23 protein-coding genes, 1 tRNA gene and 1 rRNA gene are annotated in these 24,720 nt (G+C 72.6%); 8 read left to right on the top strand and 17 right to left on the bottom strand.

The window, feature by feature from the left end:
• On the top strand, positions 1 to 1,066 hold a 1,066-nt coding region (locus MFF61_RS14830), incomplete at its 5' end, for a GumC domain-containing protein (RefSeq protein ID WP_505744350.1).
• Between the two features lie 19 nt (positions 1,067 to 1,085).
• Here the strand turns inward: MFF61_RS14830 and MFF61_RS14825 are convergent.
• Positions 1,086 to 2,285 carry a GNAT family N-acetyltransferase gene (locus tag MFF61_RS14825; RefSeq protein WP_238235839.1) on the bottom strand — a complete coding sequence of 400 codons (1,200 nt, stop codon included), beginning with the start codon at positions 2,283 to 2,285 and terminating at the stop codon, positions 1,086 to 1,088.
• 181 nt (positions 2,286 to 2,466) lie between these two features.
• Here MFF61_RS14825 and MFF61_RS14820 point away from each other — a divergent pair, with 181 nt between their 5' ends.
• On the top strand, positions 2,467 to 3,519 hold the full coding sequence (locus tag MFF61_RS14820; protein WP_238235838.1) for a polysaccharide deacetylase family protein: 1,053 nt from the start codon (positions 2,467 to 2,469) through the stop codon (positions 3,517 to 3,519).
• 7 nt (positions 3,520 to 3,526) lie between these two features.
• Here the strand turns inward: MFF61_RS14820 and MFF61_RS14815 are convergent, their stop codons facing one another.
• Together MFF61_RS14815 and MFF61_RS14810 are read right to left on the bottom strand one after the other, a co-directional pair.
• Positions 3,527 to 3,886, bottom strand: a complete 360-nt coding sequence (locus tag MFF61_RS14815) for a hypothetical protein (RefSeq protein WP_238235837.1) — start codon at positions 3,884 to 3,886, stop codon at positions 3,527 to 3,529.
• Positions 3,887 to 3,995: 109 nt separating this feature from the next.
• The gene (locus tag MFF61_RS14810) at positions 3,996 to 4,211 is read right to left on the bottom strand and encodes a DUF2842 domain-containing protein (protein ID WP_238235836.1); all 216 of its coding nucleotides are present in this window, start codon (positions 4,209 to 4,211) and stop codon (positions 3,996 to 3,998) included.
• A 169-nt stretch (positions 4,212 to 4,380) separates the two neighbouring features.
• Between MFF61_RS14810 and MFF61_RS14805 the strand changes: the two genes are divergently transcribed.
• Both MFF61_RS14805 and trhA read left to right on the top strand, forming a co-directional pair.
• Complete coding sequence (locus MFF61_RS14805; protein ID WP_238235835.1) at positions 4,381 to 5,454, top strand: COX15/CtaA family protein; 1,074 nt, start codon at positions 4,381 to 4,383, stop codon at positions 5,452 to 5,454.
• Positions 5,455 to 5,548: 94 nt separating this feature from the next.
• A complete protein-coding gene (trhA, locus tag MFF61_RS14800; RefSeq protein WP_238235834.1) occupies positions 5,549 to 6,247 on the top strand; it encodes a PAQR family membrane homeostasis protein TrhA in 699 nt (232 codons plus the stop codon).
• Between the two features lie 17 nt (positions 6,248 to 6,264).
• Here trhA and uraD read toward each other — a convergent pair whose 3' ends face one another.
• The 4 genes from uraD to MFF61_RS14780 form a co-directional block, all read right to left on the bottom strand.
• On the bottom strand, positions 6,265 to 7,143 hold the full coding sequence (gene uraD, locus MFF61_RS14795) for a 2-oxo-4-hydroxy-4-carboxy-5-ureidoimidazoline decarboxylase (protein ID WP_238235833.1): 879 nt from the start codon (positions 7,141 to 7,143) through the stop codon (positions 6,265 to 6,267).
• Positions 7,140 to 7,976: a factor-independent urate hydroxylase gene (pucL, locus tag MFF61_RS14790; protein ID WP_238235832.1), complete on the bottom strand. Its 837-nt coding sequence runs from the start codon at positions 7,974 to 7,976 to the stop codon at positions 7,140 to 7,142. The genes uraD and pucL overlap by 4 nt, the downstream gene beginning before the upstream one ends.
• A 33-nt stretch (positions 7,977 to 8,009) precedes the next feature.
• Positions 8,010 to 9,410: a nucleobase:cation symporter-2 family protein gene (locus MFF61_RS14785; protein WP_238235831.1), complete on the bottom strand. Its 1,401-nt coding sequence runs from the start codon at positions 9,408 to 9,410 to the stop codon at positions 8,010 to 8,012.
• Positions 9,411 to 9,838: 428 nt separating this feature from the next.
• Positions 9,839 to 10,186 (bottom strand): ArsR/SmtB family transcription factor, encoded by a 348-nt coding sequence (locus MFF61_RS14780; protein ID WP_238235830.1) that lies wholly within the window; start codon positions 10,184 to 10,186, stop codon positions 9,839 to 9,841.
• A 106-nt stretch (positions 10,187 to 10,292) separates the two neighbouring features.
• Here MFF61_RS14780 and MFF61_RS14775 point away from each other — a divergent pair, with 106 nt between their 5' ends.
• Positions 10,293 to 11,039 carry a glucose 1-dehydrogenase gene (locus tag MFF61_RS14775; RefSeq protein ID WP_238235829.1) on the top strand — a complete coding sequence of 249 codons (747 nt, stop codon included), beginning with the start codon at positions 10,293 to 10,295 and terminating at the stop codon, positions 11,037 to 11,039.
• A 211-nt stretch (positions 11,040 to 11,250) separates the two neighbouring features.
• Here the strand turns inward: MFF61_RS14775 and MFF61_RS14770 are convergent, their stop codons facing one another.
• Positions 11,251 to 11,508 carry a hypothetical protein gene (locus MFF61_RS14770; RefSeq protein ID WP_238235828.1) on the bottom strand — a complete coding sequence of 86 codons (258 nt, stop codon included), beginning with the start codon at positions 11,506 to 11,508 and terminating at the stop codon, positions 11,251 to 11,253.
• Between the two features lie 77 nt (positions 11,509 to 11,585).
• Between MFF61_RS14770 and MFF61_RS14765 the strand changes: the two genes are divergently transcribed.
• Positions 11,586 to 11,726, top strand: a complete 141-nt coding sequence (locus tag MFF61_RS14765; RefSeq protein ID WP_238235827.1) for a hypothetical protein — start codon at positions 11,586 to 11,588, stop codon at positions 11,724 to 11,726.
• 61 nt (positions 11,727 to 11,787) lie between these two features.
• Here the strand turns inward: MFF61_RS14765 and MFF61_RS14760 are convergent, their stop codons facing one another.
• From MFF61_RS14760 to MFF61_RS14745, 4 genes are all read right to left on the bottom strand, one after another.
• A complete protein-coding gene (locus MFF61_RS14760) occupies positions 11,788 to 14,721 on the bottom strand; it encodes a bifunctional [glutamine synthetase] adenylyltransferase/[glutamine synthetase]-adenylyl-L-tyrosine phosphorylase (protein WP_238235826.1) in 2,934 nt (977 codons plus the stop codon).
• 74 nt (positions 14,722 to 14,795) lie between these two features.
• Positions 14,796 to 16,184: a sensor histidine kinase gene (locus tag MFF61_RS14755; RefSeq protein ID WP_238235842.1), complete on the bottom strand. Its 1,389-nt coding sequence runs from the start codon at positions 16,182 to 16,184 to the stop codon at positions 14,796 to 14,798.
• Positions 16,185 to 16,210: 26 nt separating this feature from the next.
• On the bottom strand, positions 16,211 to 16,897 hold the full coding sequence (locus MFF61_RS14750) for a response regulator transcription factor (protein WP_238235841.1): 687 nt from the start codon (positions 16,895 to 16,897) through the stop codon (positions 16,211 to 16,213).
• Between the two features lie 335 nt (positions 16,898 to 17,232).
• Complete coding sequence (locus MFF61_RS14745; protein WP_238235825.1) at positions 17,233 to 17,706, bottom strand: Ros/MucR family transcriptional regulator; 474 nt, start codon at positions 17,704 to 17,706, stop codon at positions 17,233 to 17,235.
• A 521-nt stretch (positions 17,707 to 18,227) separates the two neighbouring features.
• Between MFF61_RS14745 and MFF61_RS14740 the strand changes: the two genes are divergently transcribed.
• Together MFF61_RS14740 and MFF61_RS14735 are read left to right on the top strand one after the other, a co-directional pair.
• Positions 18,228 to 18,446 (top strand): hypothetical protein, encoded by a 219-nt coding sequence (locus MFF61_RS14740; protein ID WP_238235824.1) that lies wholly within the window; start codon positions 18,228 to 18,230, stop codon positions 18,444 to 18,446.
• A 127-nt stretch (positions 18,447 to 18,573) separates the two neighbouring features.
• Entirely contained in the window at positions 18,574 to 18,912 is a 339-nt protein-coding gene (locus tag MFF61_RS14735; protein ID WP_238235823.1) for a hypothetical protein, read from the top strand.
• A 27-nt stretch (positions 18,913 to 18,939) separates the two neighbouring features.
• On the opposite strand, the gene MFF61_RS14730 is transcribed toward MFF61_RS14735, so the two are convergent.
• The 5 genes from MFF61_RS14730 to rrf form a co-directional block, all read right to left on the bottom strand.
• Positions 18,940 to 20,178: a glycosyltransferase family 4 protein gene (locus MFF61_RS14730; protein ID WP_238235822.1), complete on the bottom strand. Its 1,239-nt coding sequence runs from the start codon at positions 20,176 to 20,178 to the stop codon at positions 18,940 to 18,942.
• A gap of 25 nt (positions 20,179 to 20,203) precedes the next feature.
• Positions 20,204 to 21,781 carry an HlyD family type I secretion periplasmic adaptor subunit gene (locus MFF61_RS14725; protein ID WP_238235840.1) on the bottom strand — a complete coding sequence of 526 codons (1,578 nt, stop codon included), beginning with the start codon at positions 21,779 to 21,781 and terminating at the stop codon, positions 20,204 to 20,206.
• 5 nt (positions 21,782 to 21,786) lie between these two features.
• Complete coding sequence (locus MFF61_RS14720) at positions 21,787 to 24,024, bottom strand: type I secretion system permease/ATPase (protein WP_238235821.1); 2,238 nt, start codon at positions 24,022 to 24,024, stop codon at positions 21,787 to 21,789.
• A 288-nt stretch (positions 24,025 to 24,312) separates the two neighbouring features.
• Positions 24,313 to 24,389: transfer RNA gene (locus MFF61_RS14715), tRNA-Met, on the bottom strand.
• A 95-nt stretch (positions 24,390 to 24,484) separates the two neighbouring features.
• A 5S ribosomal RNA gene (gene rrf / locus MFF61_RS14710) occupies positions 24,485 to 24,600 on the bottom strand.
• Positions 24,601 to 24,720 lie beyond the last annotated feature (120 nt).

The following is a 24,720-nucleotide window of genomic DNA, read 5'->3' as shown; positions in this document are numbered from 1 at the left end:
GGTCCGGCACCACGGCGCGCGCTACCGCGAGGCCGCCGCCCGCGACGCCGAGAGCGCCGCGCCGGCCGATGCCCGCGTGGTCTCGCGCGCCGTGGTGCCGGACCTGCCTTCTTTTCCCAAGAAGCTTCCGATCGTCGCCTGCGCCACCGTGCTGGTGTTCCTGCTCGCCGCGGGCTTGGTGCTGGCGCGCAGCCTCATCGCAGGCGGCCCCGACGACCGCGAGGGCCGCCGCCGGCCGGCGCGGCCCCAGGATCTCGACGACGCGCAACCGTTCGAGCGCGGCTTCAGCCCGAGCCCCGCGGGGCTGCGCCCGGTCGCCGAGCAGGCCGAGCCGGCGGGCGACATCCCGGCGAACGATCCCGTCGCGCGCGCGGCGGAGCAGGAGCCCGCAGGCCCGGCCTCCGCCCCGGTCGAGGAACCCGCTGCGGCGCGGCCTGCGATCGGGCCGGACGGTTTCACGGGCGTGGCGGAGCGCTACGCCTTCGACGCCCTGATCACGCGGATCTCCGCCATCGAGACCGCCGGCGGCGGCCGGCGGATCCTGCTCGTCGGCACCGGTACGGACGAGGATCTCGACACCCTCTCGGCCGCGCTCGGGCGCAGGCTCGCCCGCGACAGCCGGGCCGTCATCCTGCGCCTGGACCGTGGCGGCGACCATCCGGGCCTCACCGACATCGTGGCCGGCGAGGCCGCGTTCGGCGAAGCGCTGCGGCGCGACGCCGGCTCGCGGCTGCACCTGATCGGCCGCGGCTTCGGCGAGCCCGCGCTCCTGCTGGAGGAGCGCCAGGGCCTCGGCATCGCCCTCGATGCCCTGGGCCAAGCCTATGACTGGATCCTGTGTTGCCTCAACGACGGCCCGCATCCGGAGGCGCGCGCGCTGATCGGCCTCGCGGCGGCCTGGATGGATGCGGTGGTGATCGCCTCGAACGCCGCCCCGGACGATGCCGGCCTCGTGGCGCTGTTCGAGATCGCCGAAGCGGCCGGCGCGCCCGACGTGATCGTGGCGCGCGAGGAGGGACCGCCTCCGGTGGCGATGCCGGCCTACCCGCTGCGCCGCTCGGCGTGACGGGGATTCCCGTGCGCCCTCACGCCCCGCCGCCGCGCGCCGCGCGCAGGCGGCCGGCGAGGCGGAGCAGGTGGGGGTTGCGCTTGATGCGCCGCTTGGCGCCCGAGGCCCAGCCGGCTCCGAAGGCGTAGAGGTGGCCGCGCGCCGTCACCGGCAGGATGCGGTCGGTGAGCGCGATGGTGTCGTCGCAGACATTGGTCTTGTAGCGCGCTTCGCCGACTCCGAGATCGAAGGCCGAGCGCCCCTGCCCGACCTGATGGCGCACCAGGGCGTGGAGCAGCAGGTCGCCGGGGCTGCAGCGGGCGACCGGCGGCTCGGCGTCGAACGAGGTCAGCATGCCGCTGAAGCGGCGGGCATCGGCCACCCCGATGAAGGTGGCGAAGATCCGGCCGCTGTCGCGCGCCACGAGGGCGTGGCATTCGAGCACGCCGGCATCCGGCCGGCCGGCCTCGGCCAGGAAGGCGCGGGCGGCCGGGTTCGCGAACGGATCGGGCAGGCCGAGTTGCGCGAAGCGGGCCGCCTTCTGGACCAGGTAGGCGGCGAGGATCGCCTCCGCCTCGGGTCCGCCCGAGGCGACCCGGTGCTCGACGGGGCCGTGCGCGGCCGTCAGCCACTTCTCCTTCTGCCGCAGCTTGCGCCGGGCGTCCCCGCTGAACAGGCGCCGGATGGTCGCCTCCGCGTCCGTGCCGAGATGCGCCCCGTAGGCGTCGCTCGGCGCAGGCCGGCCGCCGGCCGCCAGGGGATTGGGGCAATCGTCGAAGCGCAGCGGCTGGTTGGCGAACGCGAAGGCGTCGACGCCGTGCGCGCGGCCGAGCGCACGCAGCGCCTGCGTCACCGCCGCGGGCGCGGCGAGCGCGGCCTCGCGGGAGGCGAAGAGCGGCAGGTGGAGATTGGCGTGCCGGCCGCCGATGCCGCGGGCGACGCGCACGAGGCCGCGGCGCGAGACGGCCAGCGGCAGCAGCAGGCGCGGGCGCCCGGCCGCGTCGCGCAGCACCGCGATGAGCGGGCTCGCGCCCTCGGCCCGGCCGAGGGTCGCCATGTAGGCCGAGGCCCAGTCGAACCGCTGATAGGGGCTCATCACCGCGTCGCGGCCCGCTTCCAGCTCGCGCCACACCGGTTCGGCGGCGTCAAGCGCGGTGAAGACCTCCGTCCTGAACACGATGGGCTGCATCCCGACGGCGGGACCGACCCCCATCATGTTCACCGCCGCTCCCGACATCGGATCCCGGTCCTTAATCCCGCGGCGGCCGCGCCCGCGCGGCGGCCGCCGCACGCGGCCGGCCCCGCAACGCCGGACCACGATAGTCCAATCGGCGCCGCGACCATGCTCGAACTTGAGGTTATGGTAACCGAGTGGCGTCGTAAGGAAGTCTTGAGGGACCGAGACCTAGTCTGCGGCCATGCTGGACGCCCGCCATCGTCTGTTTCACACCGGATTCTCGGCCATCGCGGCGACGCGGGCCGACCGCTGGCTGGCCCCCGCGGCGCGGGGCCGGGGCGTGATCCTCACCTTCCACCGCGTCGAGCCGGAGGCGGCCCCCGCCGGGGCCTACGCGCCGAACCGCCTGCTCTCGATCACGCCCGCCTTCCTCGACCACGTGCTGGCGACGCTGCGGCGCCTGGGCTTCGACCTCGTCGCCCTCGACGCGCTGCCCGCGCGCCTCGCCGCGACGAGAGGACCGCCCTTCGCGGTCCTGACCTTCGACGACGGCTACCGCGACAACCTCGACCACGCCCGGCCGGTGCTCGCGCGCCATCGGGCGCCCTGGACCCTGTTCGTCACCGCCGATTACGCCGAGGGCACGGGCCGGCTGTGGTGGGTCGAACTCGAACGGGCGATCGGGCGCCTCGCCCGGGTGCGGCTGCCGGAGGCCGGGATCGACCTGCCGGCCGCCGACTCGGCCGCCAAGAGCGCGGCCTTCGCGGCGGTCTACGGGGCCTTGCGCGCCGGGCCGGAACAGGCGCTGCGCGCGGCCGTGGCCCGCCTCGCAGGGGAGGCGGGCATCGACGCGCGGGCACTCACCCGCGGCCTGTGCCTGTCCTGGGACGAGTTGCGCGAGGCCGCAGGCGATCCCGACCTGAGCATCGGCGCCCACACGCTCTCCCATCCGATGCTCGCCAAGCACGATGCCTGGACGGCCCGGCGCGAGATCGCGGAGTCGCGCGCCCGGATCGCGGAGCGGCTCGGCACGCCGCCGCGGCACTTCTCCTACCCGGTGGGGGACCCGAGCTCCGCCGGACCGCGGGATTTCGCGCTCGCCCGCGAGGCGGGTTTCCTCACCGCCGTCACCACCCGCCCCGGCCACGTCTTTCCCGCCCATCGCGACCATCTGCACGCGCTGCCGCGGGTCTCGGTCAACGGCTGCTTCCAGACCGATGCCGCCCTGCGGGCGCTGCTCTCGGGCGTGCCGTTCCTGGCCTGGAACCGCGGCCGGCGGCTCAACGTGGCGTGAGGCGGCCTCAGCGCCGGCGGCGGTAGGAGCGACCCTCGCCGCCCGCCATGATCGAGAAGCTGGCGCGCTGGCGACCGCGATACGCGCGCCGCCCGTGGCGGCCCCTGCCGCGTGCCGCCGCCGGGGCGGGCTCGGCCGCCGGCTCGGCGGAGGCGGGCATCTCCGGCAGGCGCAGGGCGGTGTCGGGCGCCACGTAGGCGGTCGCTCCCTTCACCCGGGCCGCCGGGCCGAACAGGGCGAGGCACTGGTTGTAGGCGAGGTCGCCGCGGATGCGCTCGCAGTCGCCCACCGAGCGGGGCGTGGCTTGGGCCAGCGCGCCACCCGCGAGCGGGCCGAGGAGAAGGAAGATCGCGAGCGCGTGGCGCATGGGCCTGAAGCTGCCTTGGGCGGGAGCGGGGATCGGGAGGGATGCGCCCGCGAAGGGAGCGCCGCCAAAGCTTGTGCGCGACGAGTTGGGCGAAAAGCCGGCCGCCGCGTCAGGCCGCGTCGGCGTCCGGCCGCGTCATCCACCGGATCAGCGGCATCAGGGGGAGGATCCAGGCGATGCCGAGCAGCGCGTAGAGGATCGCCTGCACGATCGGCGGCGTCTGGGCGATCCGGCTGTCGGCGAGCGCCATCGCCAGGGGCGCGTAGATCATCACGAAGGCGATCATCACGATCGTCCCGATCAGCGAGCGGGTGCGGCGGCGCATCGCGGGTCTCCGGGCTCATGAGCGGTGGCCGCCCGCCTACGCGAGGGGACGGCCCGCCGCAATCGCCGCGCGGGCGCCCTGCGGGCGGCGGGGTGCGGTACGGAGGCGCAGCCGGTGCGGCACCGGCGGGCGTTGCGCGGCCGGCCCGCCGCCCCTTAGACCCGCGCGCATGACCAGCGCCGTTCTCAGCACGCCCGCCCCGCCCGTCACGGCCGCGCCCAGCGCGCGGCGCGCGGTGCGCCGCTGGCTCTTCGTCGTCGCCGCCCTGGTGGTCGCGATGGTGGCGGTGGGCGGGGCGACCCGGCTCACCGGCTCCGGCCTCTCGATCACCGAGTGGAAGCCCGTCACGGGCGCGGTCCCGCCCCTCTCGGCGGCCGCCTGGGAGCAGGAATTCGCCAAGTACCGGGCGACCCCCCAGTACCAGCTCCTCAACAAGGGCATGTCCCTGTCCGAGTTCCAGGTGATCTACGGCTGGGAATGGGGCCACCGCTTCCTCGGGCGGCTGCTCGGACTGGCCTTCTTCCTGCCCCTGGTCTGGTTCTGGTGGACGGGCCGGCTCGACCGCCGGCTCGGCCTCGGCCTGCTCGGGCTCGGGCTGCTCGGCGGCCTGCAGGGGGCGGTGGGCTGGATCATGGTGGCCTCGGGGCTGCAGCCGGGCATGACCGCGGTCGCGCCGATCAAGCTGATGCTCCACCTCACCCTGGCGAGCCTGATCTATGCCGGCCTCGTCTGGTTCGCGACCGGGCTCGACCGGGAGGCCGACGAGCGGATTCCGGCCCGCCTGCGGGTCACCTCGGCGGCGCTCGCCGGCCTCGTGCTGCTGCAGATCGCGCTGGGCGGCCTCGTGGCGGGCTCGAAGGCGGGGCTGACCTACAACACCTGGCCGCTGATGGACGGGGCGCTGATCCCGCCGCTCTCGGGCCTGTTCGCGGTCACACCGTGGATCGAGAACTTCGTCGACAACGTCGCGCTGGTGCAGTTCAACCACCGGCTGGTGGCCTACCTGCTCCTCGCCGTGGCGCTCCTCCACCTGATCGACGCGCGCCGCACGGCCCCGGGCACCCGTGCGGAACGCCGGGCGGGCGTGATGCTCGGCCTCGTGGCGGCCCAGGCCGTGCTCGGCATCACCACTCTCCTTCTCGCGGTGCCGCTCTGGGCCGGCCTCGCCCATCAGGTCGCCGCCATGCTGGTCATCGGGATGGCTGTCGTTCATGCGCGGCTCGGTACGCTCTCCCGTGCATGACCGGCCCGAGCCCCGTGACCTCGCGGGCGTTCGGTGCTGAACTGAGCCGTCGCCGCACCGCGGCACGCCGTCGACGATTGCGAGAGGGGGCCGCATGGGCGCCTTGACCGGAGAGCCGGAGAGCGACGACGGGCGCCCGCCGGCGGTGCGCTGGGCCTACACGCCGCGCGAACTCATGGCCGACGGGGTGGTGCACGTCGTCGGCGTCGCGTTCGCGGTCATCGGCGGCCTCGCCCTGGTGATCACCACCGCGCTGCTGCCGCTCGCGCCCTCGGGGCAGGTGGCGGTGGCGGTCTATGCGGCGGGGCTCGTCGCGATGCTGAGCGTCTCGGCGGCCTACAACATGTGGCCGGTGGGGCGCCTGAAGTGGCGCCTGCGCCGGGCGGACCACGCCACGATCTTCCTGATGATCGCCGCCACCTACACGCCGCTCGTCACGCTCGTCGGCACCGGCCCGGTGGCCTGGGCGCTGCTCGCGGGGGTGTGGATCGTGGCGGTGGCGGGCGCCGCCACGAAGGTCGCCCTGCCTGGGCGGTTCGACCGCCTCGCGATCCTCCTCTATCTCGCCCTCGGCTGGAGCGGGGTGGCGGCCTACGAGCACGTCATCGCGCTGCTCTCGGAGCCGGCCCTGTGGCTGCTCTGCGCCGGCGGGTTCTTCTACACGGTGGGGGTGATCTTCCACGTCTGGCACCGGCTGCCGTTCCAGAACGCGATCTGGCACGCCTTCGTGCTCACGGCGGCGGCCTGCCATTACGGGGCGGTGTGGAGCAGCGTGGTCGACGCGGTGGCCTGACGGCCGGCGCTGCCGCATCAGCTGCCGCGGTAGACCGTGTAGCTCCAGGGCGTGGCGATCAGCGCCACGTGGTAGTGGCCCTCCGGCTCGTCGATGCCGAAGCGCACCGGCACGGTGTCGAGGAAGAGGGTGGCGACGGCGGCATCGACCCGGGCGCGGAAGTAGGGGCCGAGGTCGAACGCGATCTCGTAGCGGCCCGTCCGCAGCGGCGCGCCGGAGAGGAGCGGCGTGTCGGTGCGACCATCCGCGTTGGTGGTGCGGGTGTCGAGGAGCGTGCGCCCCGCACGGCCGACCGCGTAGAGGCGCAGCGCCACACCCGCGGCCGGCCGGCCCGCATGCGTGTCGAGCACGTGGGTGGAGAGGCGGCCCGCGACCTGCGGCAGCCCCGGCCCCTCGATCCGGTCGACGAGCCGCAGGCGCGCGATGTAGCCGATCTCGCGCAGCGCCGCCTCCTCCTCCGCCTCGGGGGCGTTGGCGAGGCGGGCCGCGAAGCTGTCGAGGATCGCCTCCCGGCCGTGGCGGCGGACGCAGAGCACGAACGGGATGCCGTGGCGGGCGCGGTAGGCGGCGTTGAAGCGCGCGAAGGCCTCGGCCTCGTCCGGCGCGAGGCGGTCGAGCCCGGCGCCCGCGTGCTCGGCGGCGGAATCGGGCGCCAGCGCCCCGAGGCCGGCCGCGAGGTCGGGAAAGCCCCGGATCAGGGCGCGCCGCTCCTCGGGCGCGGCCGCGGCGACGGCCGCCATCATCCCCTCGTGCAGGGCCGCGACGCTGGCGAAGGGCCGCGCCGCGGCGGCCCGCGCCCCGACCCAGGCCGCGCCCTCGAACAGCTCGGCCGCGAAGGCCGCGAAGGCCTCGGGCGGTGCCGCGTTGAGGGCGGCGAGGCTCGTGCGGGCGCTCATCGCCCGACCGTGCACTCGATCTGCCCGTGCGGCTCGTCGGTCGCCACGAAGACCTGGTTGGCGTTGTCGAGGCCGAAGGGGGTGAGGTCGACGAGGAGATAATGCTTGTTCGGGCAGGCCATGCTGACCGTCTCGATCTCCGGCACCGCCGCCAGCGCCGCCTGCCCCATCCGGTAGAGGCTGTCCTGGATGCTGTGGCTGTAGGTCGTGGCGAAGACCCGCAGCATCTCGCCGAGGATCCGGGCATTCGCGGCCGGATAGTCGGCGGGCGGGCGCGACCACAGCCAGGACGCCTCCATGCTGGTGGCGGCCAGCCGGTCGTCGGTCTCGCGGATCGTCGTGTAGGGGTCTTTCAGGTAGTTCGCCCAGCCGGATTCGGTGGTCTTGAGGAAGGTGAAGCCGGCGACGCCGGATTCGATCCGCACACCGTCCCGGCTCATCCGCACCAGGGCGGTGGCGCGGCCGTTGCCGTCGAGCGTGAAGGCGTGCGGATGGGGCGAGCCGTCGACCGCGAGGCGATCCCACTTGGTCTCGTGTGCCGTCACCGTGGCGGTCTCCACCACCGGGTAGGCGTCGAGGAGGCGCTGCGCCACCGCCCGGCAGAACTCCTCGGTCGGCAGGGCCATGCTCTCGCGGGCCACGATGTTGACGACGTTCTTCACGGTGTCGGTCGAGACCGTGGTGGCGTTGTCGGCGTGGGTGAAGGCCGGGTCGAAGCCGCCGGTCAGCATCGCCTGGACGGTCAGTTCGCGCACCTCGTGGCGTGCGCCGTCGCGGTGGACGCGCATCACCCGGACGCGGCCCTTGCCGTAGGTCTTGTGCAGGAGGGTCATGGCGAAATCATCCCGGCGCAGGATTCCGGTGGATCAGACGTGCTCGGCCGCGGCCGCGACGGCCGAGGCCTCGCGGCTCGCCCGTTCGGCGCTGCCCAGGCCGTTGAAGAAGGCGTTCAGCAGCACGGCCACGATGGCCGCGAGCAGGATGCCCGATTCGAGCAGCGGGTGCAGGGCGTGGGGCAGATTGCGGAAGAAGGTCGGGGCGACGAGCGGGATCATGCCGAACCCGACCGACACCGCCACCACGAACAGGTTCTTGGTGTTGGTGCGGAAGTCGACCGCCGTGAGAATGCGCGCGCCGGTGGCCGCCACCATGCCGAACATCACCAGCCCGGCCCCGCCCAGCACCACCTGCGGCACGGATTCGACCAGCGCCGCCATCTTGGGCAGCAGGCCCAGGCCCAGCATGATCAGGCCGCCCACCACCGTGACGTGGCGCGAGCGCACGCCCGTGACCCCGACGAGCCCGACATTCTGCGAGAAGGACGTGTACGGGAAGGTGTTGAAGAGGCCGCCGATGAACGTGCCGAGCCCGTCCGCCCGCAGGCCGCGGGCGAGGTCGTCCTGATTCACGGGCTTTCCGGTGATGTCGCCGAGCGCCAGGAACATGCCGAGCGACTCGATCATCACCACGACCATCACCACGCACATGGTGAGGATCGGCACGAGGTGGAACTGCGGCATCCCGAAGTGGAAGGGCAGCACGAGATCGAACCAGGGTGCGCGCGCCACCCGGTCGAAGTGCATCACGCCGAGGATTGTCGCCAGGATCGAGCCCGCCACGATGCCGAGCAGCACCGCCACGTTGGCCACGAAGCCGCGCCCCCACTTGATCAGCGCCAGGATGACGAGAAGCACGAACAGCGCGATGCCGAGACCGGCGAGCTGGCCGTATTGCGGGTTGGGGAAGCTGCCCGGCACCCCGTCGACCACGCGGGTGACCGTCGGCAGGCCGCCGCCCGCCCAGTTGATCCCCACCCGCATCAGCGAGATGCCGATCACCAGGATGATGGTGCCGGTGACGACCGGCGGAAACAGCGGCAGCAGGCGGCTGACGAACGGGGCGACGAGGAGGCCGAACGCGCCCGCGGCGATCACCGAGCCGTAGATGCCGAGCAGCCCGACCTCCGGCGCGGCCGCCATCGAGAGCATCGGCCCGACCGCCGCGAAGGTCACGCCCATCATCACCGGCAGGCGGATGCCGACGCCCGGGACGCCGACGCACTGGACCAGCGTGGCGAGGCCGCAGGCGAACAGGTCGGCGCTGATCAGGAAGGCCACCTCCTCGGGCTTGAGGCCGAGCGCGCGGCCGATGATCAGCGGCACCGCCACCGCACCGGCATACATCACCAGCACGTGCTGCAGACCGAGCGGCAGGAGCTTGGCGAGGGGCAGGCGCTCCTCGACCGCGTCGATGGGCTTCGTCGTCATGGCGTGAATCTCGTTTCGCGGTCTCGCGGTGCGCGGGCGAGCCGCGTCGGCAACCCCGAACGGGCAAGTCGCATGCCAGCGCATGTCGACGGCGGCGTCGACGATGCAAGTGACCGGACCGATCCGGCCCCAAGGTCATGCAAGACCAGAGACGGGGCACTGCTCCCCGTCCGGCGATGAGGCGACGCCTTGTTCTGGCGGGGCCTGCATGCAGGCAGGCCGGTATGCTCGTCCACCGGCCCCTGTGCGCAGTCGCGCCGCGTCATCTCCTGTGCGCGAGCGGCCGCACCGCACCAGCGCGGCCTTCTGCTCTGACGCAAAGGCGCGGCCTCCTCCTCGCCGAGGCCTTGTCGATCCGTCACCGCCTTGGCGGCCGGCACCACCCGCTCGCGCGGAGAGCATCGGCGAGGTCGCGTCGCCGGCCGCCCCTATTGCGCGGCGGCCCGGGGGGCGCTCGACCGGGCATAGGCGTTGATGATCGCGATGAGCAGCCCCGGAAAGCGCGCGTTCACCTCGTCGTACCGCGAGTGGTTGCGCATCTCGACGCCGTGGCGCTCGCTGCGGATCAGCCCGGCCTCGCGCAGGACCTTGAAGTGGGTGGACAAGGATGATTTCGGGATGACCCGGTCGCCCACCGCGGAGACGGCCGAGCAGGCCTCCACGAAGCCCGCCCCCATGATTCTCGCGAAGATCGCCGCGCGGACGGGGTCGGCGAGCGCGTGCAGGATCGCCTCGGGCCGAACATCCTCGATCGCCGGGTGGAACAGCGGCCTCATGCGGTCTCCATAGAGGGGCTTGACCTGCGCTTCAATAGTTCTGTAATTCCGAACTATGGGACCGTGACCCCGCTCCGGGGGCGGCCCGTTTCAAAGGTTGGCATCCATGTCGAAGCTTGCTGGGAAGGTCGCGGTGGTCACCGGCGCATCGAAGGGCATCGGGGCTGCGATCGCCAAGGGGTTGGCGGCCGAGGGCGCGGCGGTCGTGGTCAACTACGCGTCGAGCCAGGCAGGAGCCGACGCCGTAGTGGAGGCGATCACCGCGAACGGCGGCAAGGCCATCGCGGTGCAGGGCGACGTCACCATCGCCGCACAGGCGCACGGATTGATCGAAGCGGCCGTCGCGCGGTTCGGACGGCTCGACGTGCTCGTCAACAATTCCGGCATCTACGAGTTCGCGCCCGTCGAGGCGATCACCGAGGAGCATTACCGCCGTCTCTTCGACGTCAACGTGCTGGGCACGCTGCTGGCGACGCAGGCGGCGGTGAAGCATCTCGGCGAGGGCGGCAGCGTCATCAACATCTCGTCCGCCGGCACCGATGTCCTTGCGCCGACGACGGCGGCCTATACCGGGACCAAGGGGGCGGTGAACGCGATCACCGGCGTTCTCGCCAATGAGCTGGCGCCGCGCAGGATCCGGGTCAATGCGGTCAGCCCGGGATACGTGGTGACCGAGGGCACGCATACGGCCGGGATCGTCGGCTCCGAGATGGAGGCCGGGCTCGTGGCCCAGACGCGCTTCGGTCGGGCGGGCCGACCGGAGGACATCGCCGGCGTGGTGACGTTCCTCGCGTCGGACGATGCCGGCTGGGTGACCGGCCAGAGGATCACGGCCAGCGGCGGCATTCACTGACAGGCGGCCGACACCCCGACGCGTGCCTCCCTGTGGCGAAGCACGCGTCGGAGCAGGGTCTCCGGCCAGGACAGACGGTCGCCGCCACAGTCCGAGCCCCTTCGGGCGCCATCCTGTCCGACCGTTCCTCATCCTTCGGCGGACGGACGGCTCCCACCAGCGGAGAGGCTGAGCGCGCGTCGGCCCCGGGCCGGCTCCCCGCGATCCGTCCTCAGGTCCGGCCCGCATCGACGGGCATGCGGGCAAGCGTCCGCACCAGCGCGGCGAAGCCGTGCAGCTGCTCGGCGACCGCCGGCGTGGCGCCGGGACCGGCCGAGGCGAAGATCTCCGCGAAGGCCGCAACCCGTTCGGCGTCGACGAGGCGCGCCTCGACGAGCGCTGCCACGATCGCCGCGCCGATCAGCGTCGGGCCGACCTCGGTGTCGGCAAGCCCGGCCTCGGGAATCCCACTCTTCTCGCGGCTGATCACTCCCCGATGGCCTCGCACATGGTCCCGCGATTGCGCGTGACCCGCCGCCCAACATGTTCGGGGAAGGGATAAAGACGATGGCGGCCGAGAATGACACCCTCTGGTACGATTACGAAACGGAAGATGCGCCGCGTGCTGACGTTTACCTCCGGATGGTGCTCGCCGCCGGAGCGATCGGCATTCTTGCCGCTGCGGCATTTGCCCTGATCTGTCTCTGAAGATTTCCGGCCGCGGCGCCCGACGCCGCGGCGGATGCGGACCGATCCGGACCCGGCACGGTCACTCCGCCAGCAGCCGCTCGAACAGCGCCCTCACCTCCGCCCGCACCTCGGCCAGCCGCGTCAGCAGCGCCGCCTCGTCCGGCAATCCGGCCGCGGCCGCGAGGCGCAGGCGGGTCGCCGGTGCGGCGCCCTTGTCGAAGGGGCCTTCCACCATCAGGCGCTGCCAGTGGTGCACGTCGTCGAGGAGCTGGTAGGCGGCGCCGAGCGTCGCCGCGTCGCCGGGATCCACCAGGCCCAGGTCGCCCGCCCGGGCGAGCACGGCAGGCGCGTCGAGGCCGATCAGACCGGGATGCGCCGCCGCGTGGGTGAGCACCAGGGCCTGCGCCAGGAAGTCGAGATCGAGGAGCCCGCCCGGGGCGAGCTTGAGGTCGAACGGACCGCCGTCGCGCTTCTCCCGGGCGATGAGCGCGCGCATCGTGCGCACCTCGCGGGCCACCGTCGCGGGGTCGCGCGCGCTGCCCACGACCGCCGCCACCGCCGCGCTCGCCTCGGCGGCGAGCGAGGAATCGCCCGCCAGCGCCCGCGCGCGGGTAAGGGCCATGTGCTCCCAGAGGTCCGCCTCCTCGCGCTGGTAGGGCAGGAAGCGCTGCCATTGCCCGGCGATCGGCCCCTGCCCGCCTCCGGGGCGCAGCCGCAGGTCGACCTCGTAGAGGCGTCCGCGCCGGGTCGGCACGGTGAGCGCCGCGACAAGGCGCTGGGTGAGGCGGTTGTGGTAGACGGCCGCATCGAGCGGGCGGCGCCCGTCGCTCTCGCGCTGCTCCGGGTCGAAATCGTACAGCACCACGAGGTCGAGGTCGGAATCGGCGGTGAGCTGGCGCGAGCCGAGCCGCCCGAGCCCGAGCACGACCACGCGGCCGCCCGGGACCCGGCCGTGCTCGGCCGCGAAGGCTTCCCTCACCGCGTGCAGGGTCTCGGCGACGGCGGCCTGCGCGATCCCCGCATAGGCGCGGCCGGCGCCCGCGGGCGGCAGGATCCCCGAGAGAAGCCGCGCGCCCGTGACGAAGCGGAGCTGGCGGGCGGCGTCGCGGGTGCGGTCAAGGAAGTCCTCGTAGGCGGCGGTCCGGCCGATCAGGTGCTGCACCTGGGCGCGCAGGGCGGCCTCGTCGGTGACCGGCTCGCCGAAGGCCGGGTCGATCACCGCGTCGAGGACGTGCGGGCTGAACGCCACCGTGTCGGCGAGGCGCGGCGCCGTGCCGAGGAGGTCCGCGAAGAGGAGCCGCAGCCGGTCGTGCGAGCGCAGGATGGTCAGGAGTTCGACCGCGGCCGGCATCCGCCCGAAGGCCCGGTCGAGGGCGGCGAGCGCCCCGTCCGGGTCGGCGGTGCCGGCGAGCGCCTGGATCAGGGCCGGGACGAGTTCGGTGACGACCTCGCGGGCGCGGGGGCTCGTCACCGCCGGGCGGCGTCCGAAATGCCAGCCGCGCACGGTCTCGACCGCCCGCTCCGGGTTGCGGAAACCGAGCCGGCGCAGGGTGGCGAGCGTCGCCGGATCGTCCTCCACGCCGGTGAAGACGAGGTCGCCCACCTCCGCCGAGAGGTCCGGCCCGGCCTCGAACAGCAGTGCGTAATGGGCCTGCACGCGGGTCGCCCGGGCCACCAGGGCCTCGCCGAAGGCCGCCGCGTCGCGGTAGCCGCAGAACCGGGCGAAGCGGTCGAGACGCTGCGGCTCCTCGGGCAGGCGCTGCGTCTGCTCGTCGGCCACCATCTGCAGCCGGTGCTCGACGGTGCGCAGGAACCGGTAGGCCTCCGCCAGCTCGTCGCGTGCCTCGGGGGTGATCCAGCCCTCGTCGTGCAGGGCGGGCAGCATCTCCAGGGTCCGGCGCCCGCGCAGGCTCGGCCGGCGTCCGCCGAAGACCAGCTGCTGCGTCTGCACGAAGAACTCGACCTCGCGGATGCCGCCGCGCCCGAGCTTGATGTCGTGGCCCGCCACCGCGATGGCGCCGTGCCCGCGCACCGCGTGGATCTGGCGCTTCATCGCGTGCACGTCGGCGATCGACGCGAAATCGAAGTACTTGCGCCAGACGAAGGGGCGCAGTTCGGCCAGGAAGGCCTCGGCGCGCGGCAGGTCCCCGGCCACCGGGCGGGCCTTGATGAAGGCGGCGCGCTCCCAGTTCTGGCCCACGGTCTCGTAGTAGGAATAGGCCGAGGCGAGCGAGACGGCGGTCGGCGTCGCGCCGGGATCCGGCCGCAGGCGGTAATCGACCCGGTGGACGTAGCCGTCCGCCGTGCGCTCCTGCAGGAGCCGGCCCATGCTCTGCGCGAGACGGCTGAAGAAGGGCGTCGCCTCCACGCCCTCGCGCAGGGGGGCGGCGTCGGCATCGAAGAACACGATGAGGTCGATGTCGCTCGAATAGTTCAGCTCGTCGGCCCCGAGCTTGCCCATGCCGAGCACGATGAGGCCCGATCCCGCCTGCGGGTCGGCCGGGTCCGCCGGGCGGAAGCGGCCGCTCGCGGCGGCCTCGTGCAGGGCGGCGTCGAGGGCGGCGTTGACCGAGGCATCCGCGAAGGCCGCCAGCGCCCCCGTCACCTCCTCCAGCGACCAGACCGCGCCGAGATCGGCGAGCGCCACGAGGAGCGCGTGCTCGGCCCGGTTGCGGCGCAGCCCCGCGGCGACCGCCTCGCGCGGGGTGCCGGGCGCGCCCGCGCCGCGCTGGGCGGCGACCAGCGCGGCCTGCGAGGCCTCCGCCGGGCGGCCCAACAGCCGCACCAGGCGGGCGGGCTCGCGGGTGATGACGCCCCACAGGAAGGGCGAGTGGTCGGCAAGGCTGAGGACGAGCGCACGGGCGGGGGAGTCGCTGCCCAGCGCCGCCGCGAGCGGCGCCGCGTCGGGGTCGGCGTCGAGGACCGCCAGAAGGTCGCCGAGCCGGTCGCGGGCCTTCTGCGCATCGGCGAGGTGCGGTGCGGCCCTGAGGGCGTCGAGGAGGGGGCGCGTCATCGTTGATCCTCCGGGCCGGCGACCCTCGCGGATGCCGCGGTCCGGGGCAAGGGCGGGGGCGTGCGGGGCGCCCCCTATCCCGCCCGCGCCGCGGGCAGGCGCAGGGTGGCGCGCAGGCCCGGGCCGTTGTCGTCGAGCACGAGCGTGCCCTGGTGGAGGCGCGCGACGCCGTTGACGAGGCTGAGGCCGAGGCCGAAGCCGGGCCGGGAGCGGGCGGTCTCCAGGCGCACGAACCGGTCGAGCACCCGGGCGCGGTCCGCCGCCGGGATGCCTTCGCCCCGGTCCGTCACCGCGAGCACGACCGTCTCGCCGTCCCGCCGCCCCTCGACCGTCACGACGGGCTCGGCGGCCCCGGCCCCGTACTTGAGCGCGTTGTCGATGAGGTTGGCCATCGCCTGCCCGATCAGCTCGCGGCTGCCGTGCAGGAGGAGGCCCGGATCGACGGCGGTGCGCAGGGCCACGCCGCGCTCCTCGGCCACCGCCTCGTAGAGCTCCGCCACCTCCAGGGCGACCGCCCCGGCATCGAAGTCGGCGAGGTTGTCGCGGGCGCTGCCGGCCTCCAGCCGCGCGATCATCAGGAGCGCGTTGAACACCCGGATCAGGTTGTCGCTCTCCTCGATATTGGCCTCCAGGGCCGCCCGCAGCATCTCCGGATCGCCGTTGCGCCGCAGGGCCTCGTCGGCCTTGTTGCGCAGGCGCGTGAGCGGGGTCTTGAGGTCGTGGGCGATGTTGTCCGAGACCTCGCGCAGGCCGCGCATCAGCTCGCCGATGCGGTCGAGCATGGCGTTGAGGTTCTGGGCGAGGCGGTCGAGCTCGTCGCCCGTGCCGGCGAGCGTGAGGCGCCCGTCGAGGTCGCCCGCCATGATCGCCCGCGTGATGTCGGTCATGGCATCGACCCGGGTGAGCACCCGCTTGGCGATGAACAGGCTCCCCAGGAAGCCCAGCCCCACCACCAGCATCAGCGACCACGCGAAGGCGCGCGCGATCACCGCCCGCAGCCGGTCGCGCTCCTCGACGTCCCGCCCGACGAGCAGGCGGAAGCCTCCCGGCAGGGTGAAGATGCGCACGATCGCCCGGTGGTCGAGGCGCTCGCCGTCGGTGCCGCGGCCGTAGGCGGTCTCGGTCTGGCCCGGCTCCTTGAGCAGGCCGGGCGGCAGCGTCTCGACGTTGCCGGTGACGTGCTCGCCCGCGGGCGTCGTGACGAGGTAGAGCGAGGCGCCCGGCTCGCGCGAGCGCCGCTCCACCACCGTGACGAGGCGCCGGATGCCGCCCGCCGCGTACTGGTCGGAGAGCCCGTTGATCTCCGCCTCGATGGTCGAGACGATCTGGTCGTCGAGGACCTGCCGGGCATTCCAGGCGACGTAGCCGAGGGCGAAGAACGCGAAGGCGGCGAAGACGATCAGGTAGGCGAGCGAGAGCTTGAACGCGGTGGTGCGAAACAGCGTGCCGAGCCGCGCCAGCATGCCCTCGCGCGGGGCGGGCGGCTTGGTCACGCCTCCCCGCCGGCCCGGACCATGTAGCCGGCGCCCCGCACGGTGTGGATCATCGGCCGCTCGAAGCCTTTGTCCACCTTCGCGCGCAGGCGCGAGACGTGCACGTCGATGACGTTGGTCTGGGGGTCGAAGTGGTAGTCCCAGACGTGTTCGAGCAGCATCGTGCGGGTGACGACCTGGCCGGCGTGCCGCATGAGGTATTCGAGCAGCCGGAACTCGCGCGGCTGGAGCACGATCTCCTGCCCGCCGCGGGTGACCCGGTGCGAGAGCCGGTCCAGTTCGAGGTCGCCGACCCGGTAGGTGGTCGGCTCGGCGGCGGTGCCTCCGCGGCGGCGCGAGAGCACCTCGATGCGCGCGAGCAGTTCCGAGAAGGCGTAGGGCTTCGGCAGGTAATCGTCGCCGCCCGCCCGCAGGCCCTTGACCCGGTCGTCCACCTGGCCCAGCGCCGAGAGGATCAGGACCGGCGTCTCCACGCCCTGCTCGCGCAGGGAGCGGATCAGCGACAGGCCGTCGAGCTTCGGCAGCATCCGGTCGACGACGAGCACGTCGTAGGCGCCCTCGCGGGCGAGCGCGTAGCCGTCGAGCCCGTCCGCGGCGAGGTCCGCCACGTGGCCGGCTTCCCGGAAGGCCTTGGAGAGGTAGGCGGCCGCCTCGCGGTCGTCCTCGATGATGAGCAGGCGCATCTCGGTCATTCTAGACCACACCGGCCGCCCGTGTCCCGGGTCGCCCCGACCCGACGTGCCGGCCGGGGGCGCGGCGTGCGGCACGTCGGGTGTGATGGACGGCAGGCCGGGCGGTGAACAGCCCGACCTGCCGCGGCAGACGCCGCCGGATCGTCTTGGGGGGCGACGATATGGACCCGGCGGATCGGCCTTCGGGGCCGAAGCGGCGGCCGGGTCTCGGGGGACGAGAGGCCCGGCGCCGCATCCGGCGACGGGTCGGTAATGGGCCCGTGCAGCTTACGCCCGCGTCTCCGGACCATGAAACTTCGGTAATGCCGCGCGCCGCACCGGCGCGCTCACTCGCCGGCCGCTGCCTCACCCCCCGGGGCCGGACGCCGCTCGAGCTTGGCCGCGCCGGCCTCGCCGAGCGGCAGGCCCAGGGTCAGCGCGCGGGCGAGGTCCGACCGGCGCTTCGAGTAATCCGCCGAGGTCATCGGATAATCATGCGGCAGGCCCCACTTCTGGCGGTAGGTCTCCGGCGTGAGGCCGAGGCGGGCGAGGTGGCGGCGCAGGGTCTTGTAGGGCTTGCCATCCTCGAAGCTGATCAGGACCTCGTGGGTGATCGAGCGGCGGATCTCGGCCGGACTCGCCTTGACCTGCGTCGGCTGACTGGCGGTGCGGAGCTGCAGCGCACCCTGGAGTGCCCCGTGGATCTCGACCAGGACCTTGGGGATGTCGCCGCTCTGGACGTGGTTGTGGCTGAGATAGGCCGTGGCGATGTCGGCGGTGAGCTCCACCAAGCGGCCGGCGTTCGGATGCTTCGGATTCATGCTGACACTGACCTCGTCCGCTCTTTCTTCCCTTACGTCTTATGCCGTTAACACAGCCCAATGGTAGATGGAATATTCTTACTTCCTGCCGGCATAGCCCCACGAGGAGTGTTGCAACCGTGCGTCATGCCGCAAGGATTAACTCATCGGCATGAGCGGGCCGGGGAGGCGGGACCGGACCGCGGGAGGCGGGCAGCGGCAGCGGGATCGGCCGCGATCGCGGCCCCGGCATGTGCCGCCCAGGGTTCGAACCTGCCCTGCCTTGTCGACCGGCTCTCAAGGTCGACTTGGCCTCAAGCGCCGGCGGCCGCATCCGCGACCTTGGCTGCGCTTTGCTCTGCCTCCGAGAGGACGTTCGTCCTCTCGGACCTGCTGCGCGGGGCGCTCGTCGCGCCCGCCCTCTCGGCATTCGGGCGTCGCCCGATTGCTGTGGCGGCAGGCTCAGCCTGCTTGACCCAGGTGATTGCGGCCGATCGTCGGGCGGAGAAGCCTGGAGGACCGCGACCGTTCAGGAGCAGAGGATGACCGGGACCGAAGGCCGCCGCGGGCCGCCGCCGGACGAACCGCGCCCCGCGACGCGGGAGCGGGATTTCGGCGATTCCGCCGGAGAGGGCAGCGGCGGTTCGGGGCTCGACCGCCGGGAGGTCGGCGACGACGCGCCCGCCACGCCGGCACGGCACAACCCGCTCGACGACGTGATGAAGCCCGTTCGCCCGCCCGACACGCCGGACCGTTCGTGACGGCCCCGTCGAATTGACAGGGTGGGGTCCGCCCATCGAAGCTGCCGCAGACGCTTCGTGGCGGGAAGATTCCTCTCCGCGAGGGATGCCTCTCGGCGGGGAATGTCGGGCGAGGAACGGCGTATCGATGCAAGAGTCTCCCGGTCTCGACGACACGCTGCAACTCCGCGAGCAGCTCGCCCAGGCGTGGCGGGCGGTCCTGGACGCGGCCGTCGAGCGCGGCACGCCTCCGCAGGCGGTGGTCGAGACGATGGCGAGCGTTGCGCACGAGCGGTTCGCCGCCCTATTCGGCCCCTCCGCGGCGGCGAGCTATCTGCAGCTCCTGGCCGAGCAGCTGCGCGACGTCGACCACGAGGCGGCGGCGGTGCTGGTGCGCGGCGACGAGGAGCCGGCCGCCCCGGCCGAGGTCGAGGTCGACGATCAGGCCCTCGATCCCGCCTGGATCGACGCCCGGACCCTGCTGTGATGCCGCCCGCCCGGACCGGGCGCCGGTTCAGGCCGGGATGCGGCCGGCCACCACGTCCTCGATCAGCCGCAGGTGCCGCGGCAGGCAGACCCGCCTGAGGTCGTAGGCTTGCGCATCGCGGCGGGCGGCGCGGCGCAGCGGCTCGGCGGCGGCCGGATCAGCCAGCAGGTCGGTCACCGCCTTGCCGATGGCCCGGGGCGAGAAGAAGTCGACCAGGATCCCGTTCTCGCGGTCGCGGATCACCTCCTCGACCGGCGGCGTCGCAGAGCCGACGATCGCGCATCCGGCCGCCATCGCCTCGATGAGCGACCACGACAGCACGAACGGGTAGGTCAGGTAGACGTGCACGGCCGAGACCTGCAGCAGGGCGAGGTAGGTGGCGTACGGCACCTTGCCGACGAAGTGCACCCGCGCGGGGTCGAGGTCGGCCCGCACCTCCTCGAGGAAGATCTCGCGCCAGGAGCGGCCGCCGGGCGCCCGGGCGCCGTAGCTCACCTCGTTGCCGCCGACGATCACCGCGCGGGCGCGGGGCCGCCGGCGCAGGATCTCCGGCAGCGCCCGCATGAAGCTGTGATAGCCCCGGTACGGTTCGAGGTTGCGGTTCACGAAGGTGACGATCTCGTCGCCGGGGCCGAACGAGGCTCCGTCGCGGTCGAGGGTGATACGCGCCTTCGGGTTCGGCCGCACCGCCTCGGTGTCGATGCCGTCGTGAATGACGCTGACGCGGCTGCGGAAGGGGGCCGGGATCCGGCTCGCCTGCCAGGCGGTCGGCGACACCAGCCAGTCGGACGCCTCGAAGGCGAGATACTGCGCGGCGTTGCGCACCCGCACCGCGAAGGCGGCCTCGTCGCTGCCGTTGCCCGGGAATTCCGGGTCGAAGCCGACATCGGCGCCCCGGGCGCTGTAGGCGAATTCCACGAAGCTCAGGAGCTTGGCATCCGGCCAGACGTCCTTGAGGAAGAGCGTCTCGCCCCAGCCAGGATGGCCGCAGATCACGTCGGGGACGAAGCCGTCGGCCCGCAGCCGCAGGGCCGCGCGGGCGGCGGCCTCCCCGCGCAGCACCTTGGTCTCGAAGTCCCGGGCGAGGCTGTGCGTGGCTGGCGTCGAGCGACCCTCGACGGGGTATCGGACATGGCGCACCCCGGGCAGGGGCGGCGCCGGGTTGATGCCCAGCGCCACCACCTCGTGCCCGGGCCGGGCCGCGAGGGCGGGCGCCACGTGCCGGTACTGCCCCGGAAAGTTCTGGTGGACGAACAGGACCCGCATGCGGCGGTGCCGGCCGGCGGCCGCCTCAGCGCTCGTGCCCCGCCGTCGAGGCGGTCTCCACCACCGGCGACAGCACGTAGTCGATCGCCCGGCGCGAGCCGGTGCGGATCTCGACCGTGGTGGTCATGCCGGGGGTGAGCGGCACGGACTTGCCGTCCGCCTCGATGGTCGCGCGCGACAGCTCGATCGTCACCGGGAAGACGAGGTTCTGGGTGCGGGGGGTGCCGCTCACCGGCGCGAGGCTCTGGCCGCGGGCGAGCGAGAGGCTGTCGGTCGAGCCGCTCGCATCCTTGTCGTCGATGGCATCCCGCGAGACGCGCAGCACCTTGCCCTCGATCGAGCCGTAGCGGGTGAACGGGAAGGCGTCGACCTTCACCACCGCCTCCTGGCCCGGGACGATGAAGCCGATGTCCTTGTTCTGCACCAAGGCCTCGACCTCGATCGGCCCGTCGGCCGGGACGATGATCAGGAGCGGCTGCCCGGCGGTGACGACCTGCCCGAGGGTGGTGACGGCGAGCTGCTGCACGGTGCCGGAGATGGGCGCGGTGAGGCGCAGGCGGTCGCGCTTCAGGGTGGCCTTGACCACGTCCTGGCGCAGGACATCGCGCTTCTGGGCCGCCTCGGTGAGCGCCTGGTGCTGCCTGGCGACCGTCTCGCTGGTGAGTTGCTCGATGCGCCGCTCCAGGGACTTCGCGGCGGCCTGGGCCTCCACGAGCTGCCCGCGGTCGTAGGCGAGGTCGGCGGCGACCTGCTCCACCTGCTGGAGGGCGTCGATCACCGCCGCCCGGGTGCCGGCCGCCTTGGAGACCAGGGTCTCGCGCATGTCGGCGCGCTCCTTGAGCACCGCGCGCAGGCGCTCGCGGGCCTCGATGCTGGCGACGAAGCGCTTCTGGGTCGCCTCCTTCTCGGCGAGCTGGGCGATCAGCGCGTCGCGCGTGGTGACGTACTGGCCGATATCGGCGATCATCGCGGCCTGCTCGCGCGCCCGGATCGCGGGCGGGATGCCTTCGGGATAGTCTGGCGTCACGGCAGCCGCGCTCTTGATCGTGCCCCTGGGGTTGGCCTGCTGGACGGCCTCCACGGTGGCGAGGCGCCGGGCGATCTGCGCCTCCAGCGCGGCGAGGTCGCCGCGGCGGGCGGCGAGGTCGGCCTCGGCCTCGGTGGGCTCCATCTCGATCAGGACGTCGCCCTCCTTCACCCGCAGGCCGTTCGAGGCGAAGACCGCCTGGACCTTGCCGGTCTCGAAGGGCTGCACGACCTTCGAGCGGCCGCTCGGCTGGATGCGGCCGGAGGCGACTGCGTGGATGTCGAGTTTGGCCAGCACGCTCCAGCCGATGGCGGCCGCGAACATCAGGCAGATCGTCCAGGTGAACACCACCGCGTAGGGCGAGGGCGGCGTGTCCAGGATCTCCAGATGGGCGGGCAGGAATTCCTGGTTCTCGCGGTTGTTGGCGAAGCCGCGCACCCGCTCGGACAGGGCCCGGGGGCTGAGATCCCGGGGGCGCAGGGCCGGCAGGCGGCTCGACCGCGGGGCGGGGACCTTGGGCGCGGAGGCCGGAGGGGTGGCGCCGCCGGCGGGGACCGGGGGAAGGTTCTCGGGCATGGCGCTCACGCGGCCTCTCCCTGTTCGGAGCCGTGGTCGGACTGCAGGCGCCAGAGCCGGCCGTAGAGCGAGGCGGGCCGCTCCAGCAGTTCGCGATGCGTGCCGTCCTCGACGATGCGCCCGTCCTGGAGGGCGATGATGCGGTCGCAGGTGCGCACCGCCGCGAGGCGATGGGCGATGATCACCACGGTGCGGCCGCGCACGATGTGCTTCATGTTCTCCTGGATGATGCGCTCGCTCTCGTAGTCGAGGGCCGAGGTCGCCTCGTCGAGGATCAGGATGCGGGGGTTCGTCGCGAGCGCCCGCGCGATGGCGAGGCGCTGGCGCTGGCCGCCCGACAGGTTGGCGCCGCGCTCCTCGATCTGGGTGTCGTAGCCCAGGGGCAGGCGGTTGATGAACTCGTCGGCGCCCGCGAGGCGGGCGACCTGGATCACCTGGGCGCGGGACATGCCGGGGCTCGCGAGCGCAATGTTCTCGAACACCGTCTTGTTGAAGAGCAGGTTCTCCTGCAGCACGACGCCGATCTGGCGGCGCAGCCACGCCGGATCGACCTGGGCGATGTCGATGCCGTCGATGAGGATCTGCCCCTTCTCCGGCACGTAGAGGCGCTGGAGCAGCTTGGTGAAGGTCGACTTGCCGGAGCCCGAGGGACCGACGATGCCGAGCACCTGACCGGCCGGGATGTCGATCGAGACGTCCTTGAGCACCTCGGGCGTGCCGGGCTGGTAGCGGAACACGGCGTTGCGCACCGTGATCTGGCCCTTGGCCGGCGGCAGGTGCGCCTGCGCCATCGCCCGGGTCTCGGGCGGGCAGTTCAGCACGTCGCCGAGGCGCTCGATCGACACCTTCACCTGCTGGAAATCCTGCCAGAGCTGCGACAGGCGCAGGATGGGGCCGGTGACCTGGCCCATGATCATGTTGAAGGCGATCAGGCTGCCCACCGTCATGTCGCCGTTCATCACCGCATAGGCGCCGAAGAACAGCACCAGCGCGGTGGTGACCTTGTTGATGTACTGGATCGCGTTCTGGCCGATGCTGGCCAGGATGCCGCTGACGAACGAGGTCTTGACGTAGGCGGCGAGCCGCTCCTCCCACTGCACGCGCAGGGTCGGCTCGACGGCCAGGGCCTTGATGGTGTGGATGCCCACCACCGACTCGATCAGGAACTGGTTCGACAGGGCGGAGCGGTTGAATTTTTCCAGCGTCTGCTCGCGCAGGATCGGCCGCAGCAGGACGGCCACCAGGATGTAGCAGGGGATCGAGAGCGAGACGATCAGGCCGAGGATCGGCGAATAGAAGTACAGGATGACGATGAACAGCAGCGTGAAGGGAATGTCGATGGCCGAGGTCAGCGCCTGGCCGGTGAGGAAGCTGCGGATCGTCTCGAGTTCGCGGACGCGCGCCACGGTCTGGCCGGCGGGCCGGGTCTCGAAGTAGCCGAGCGGCAGGCGCATCAGGTGCTCGAACAGACGGGCGCCGAGTTCGACGTCGATGCGGCTCGTGGTGTGGGTGAGGATGTAGGTGCGCAGGTGCTGGAGCACGACGTGGAACAGGCCCAGCACCACGAGCCCGATGGCGACCAGGGTCAGGGTCGAGTAGCCCCGGTGCGTGAGCACCTTGTCGATGGTGATCTGGAAGAAGATCGGCGTGATGAGCGCGCAGATCTGGATGAAGAACGAGGCGACCAGCACCGTGGCGAGGGGCCGGCGGTAGCGCCAGATCGAGGGCGCGAACCACGTCAGGCCGAAATCGCTGATGACCTTCTGGATGCTGGCGCGCCGGGCGATGAGGATGATGGTGCCGGTCCAGCGGGCGACCACGTCGGCGGCCGGGATGTGCTCGGCGGCGCGGGCGGCGGCGTCGATGATCCGGTACTTGCCGTCGTCGAGGCGGCGGCCGAGGAGGACGAAGCGCCCGCCCTCCAGTTCGAGGATGGCCGGAAGGGGGATGCTGTCGAGCCGCTCGGGCTTCTGCTTCTCGAGCAGGCGCGCCTTGAGCTTGATCTGGCGTGCGCCGCGCACGAGGTCGAGAGCGCCGGCGGGCTGGACGCCGAGGCCGAGTTCGTGCCGGATCTGGCCCGGCTCGCAGGCGACGTGATGGAACGACGCGACGAGGGCGAGGGCGGCAAGGCCCGAATCGGGGGTGGCGCCGGGAGACGGCCCAGCGCCGGTGCCCGCGGGGGGACCGGCCGGGCGCTCGCCTGCGGGGTTCCTCTCGGTCGAAACCGCGGCCTGGCCCGCCATCCAGTATCTCCTTCGCTCCGGCACGTCCGAATCGGTACCGGACCGTACCAGACGCTCGTTCCATGTGGCTGTGTTCTCACGCACTATGCCAGAGAACATGGCGTCGGTGTGAAGGTGGCCCCCTCCCCTCTCGCATTCGGCCGAACAAAATGACCTGCCGACAAGGGAGGTGGGGCTGCGGACGGCATGGGGCTGTGCGGAAGCCGGCGGTCCGGCCTGTCCGGAACGCAGAAAACCCCCGGCTGCGTGTGCGCCGGGGGTTTTCTGGACTGATGGGTTGGTCTGATCTGGTTGCGGGGACAGGATTTGAACCTGTGACCTTCAGGTTATGAGCCTGACGAGCTACCGGGCTGCTCCACCCCGCGCCGGGCCGTGCCGTGGCACGGCGGGTGCCGGGATCCGGGTCGGATCCGGCCGTTGCCTGATCGTGACGAGGGAGCGCATGCTTTGAGCTTGGCGGGTCTGGCGGTGACCGACTCTCCCGTGCCTTGAGGCACAGTACCATGGGCGCTGGAGGCTTTCACGGCCGAGTTCGAGATGGGATCGGGTGGGACGTCCTCCGCTTCGACCACCAGACCGGCCAAGCTCAAGGGGCATGCGGGTTCGGCAAGCGGGTCTTCGTGTGAGCCTGGCTGATCCGGACACGGATCATGAGAGCGATCAAGCTCGATCGAGCGATTAGTACTGGTCAGCTCA

It is taken from the genome of Methylobacterium isbiliense (assembly GCF_022179325.1).
GTDB lineage: Bacteria > Pseudomonadota > Alphaproteobacteria > Rhizobiales > Beijerinckiaceae > Methylobacterium > Methylobacterium isbiliense.
The sequence above is the reverse complement of the archived record's forward strand: the minus strand, read 5'-3'. Positions and strand labels throughout refer to the sequence as shown.

Coding starts and splice junctions, on each gene's coding strand:
- MFF61_RS14825 (WP_238235839.1), bottom strand. CDS start 2,285: ATGTCGGGAGCGGCGGTGAACATGATGGGGGTCGGTCCCGCCGTCGGG.
- MFF61_RS14820 (WP_238235838.1), top strand. CDS start 2,467: ATGCTGGACGCCCGCCATCGTCTGTTTCACACCGGATTCTCGGCCATC.
- MFF61_RS14815 (WP_238235837.1), bottom strand. CDS start 3,886: ATGCGCCACGCGCTCGCGATCTTCCTTCTCCTCGGCCCGCTCGCGGGT.
- MFF61_RS14810 (WP_238235836.1), bottom strand. CDS start 4,211: ATGCGCCGCCGCACCCGCTCGCTGATCGGGACGATCGTGATGATCGCC.
- MFF61_RS14805 (WP_238235835.1), top strand. CDS start 4,381: ATGACCAGCGCCGTTCTCAGCACGCCCGCCCCGCCCGTCACGGCCGCG.
- trhA (WP_238235834.1), top strand. CDS start 5,549: ATGGGCGCCTTGACCGGAGAGCCGGAGAGCGACGACGGGCGCCCGCCG.
- uraD (WP_238235833.1), bottom strand. CDS start 7,143: ATGAGCGCCCGCACGAGCCTCGCCGCCCTCAACGCGGCACCGCCCGAG.
- pucL (WP_238235832.1), bottom strand. CDS start 7,976: ATGACCCTCCTGCACAAGACCTACGGCAAGGGCCGCGTCCGGGTGATG.
- MFF61_RS14785 (WP_238235831.1), bottom strand. CDS start 9,410: ATGACGACGAAGCCCATCGACGCGGTCGAGGAGCGCCTGCCCCTCGCC.
- MFF61_RS14780 (WP_238235830.1), bottom strand. CDS start 10,186: ATGAGGCCGCTGTTCCACCCGGCGATCGAGGATGTTCGGCCCGAGGCG.
- MFF61_RS14775 (WP_238235829.1), top strand. CDS start 10,293: ATGTCGAAGCTTGCTGGGAAGGTCGCGGTGGTCACCGGCGCATCGAAG.
- MFF61_RS14765 (WP_238235827.1), top strand. CDS start 11,586: ATGGCGGCCGAGAATGACACCCTCTGGTACGATTACGAAACGGAAGAT.
- MFF61_RS14760 (WP_238235826.1), bottom strand. CDS start 14,721: ATGACGCGCCCCCTCCTCGACGCCCTCAGGGCCGCACCGCACCTCGCC.
- MFF61_RS14755 (WP_238235842.1), bottom strand. CDS start 16,184: ATGCTGGCGCGGCTCGGCACGCTGTTTCGCACCACCGCGTTCAAGCTC.
- MFF61_RS14750 (WP_238235841.1), bottom strand. CDS start 16,897: ATGCGCCTGCTCATCATCGAGGACGACCGCGAGGCGGCCGCCTACCTC.
- MFF61_RS14745 (WP_238235825.1), bottom strand. CDS start 17,706: ATGAATCCGAAGCATCCGAACGCCGGCCGCTTGGTGGAGCTCACCGCC.
- MFF61_RS14740 (WP_238235824.1), top strand. CDS start 18,228: ATGACCGGGACCGAAGGCCGCCGCGGGCCGCCGCCGGACGAACCGCGC.
- MFF61_RS14735 (WP_238235823.1), top strand. CDS start 18,574: ATGCAAGAGTCTCCCGGTCTCGACGACACGCTGCAACTCCGCGAGCAG.
- MFF61_RS14730 (WP_238235822.1), bottom strand. CDS start 20,178: ATGCGGGTCCTGTTCGTCCACCAGAACTTTCCGGGGCAGTACCGGCAC.
- MFF61_RS14725 (WP_238235840.1), bottom strand. CDS start 21,781: ATGCCCGAGAACCTTCCCCCGGTCCCCGCCGGCGGCGCCACCCCTCCG.
- MFF61_RS14720 (WP_238235821.1), bottom strand. CDS start 24,024: ATGGCGGGCCAGGCCGCGGTTTCGACCGAGAGGAACCCCGCAGGCGAG.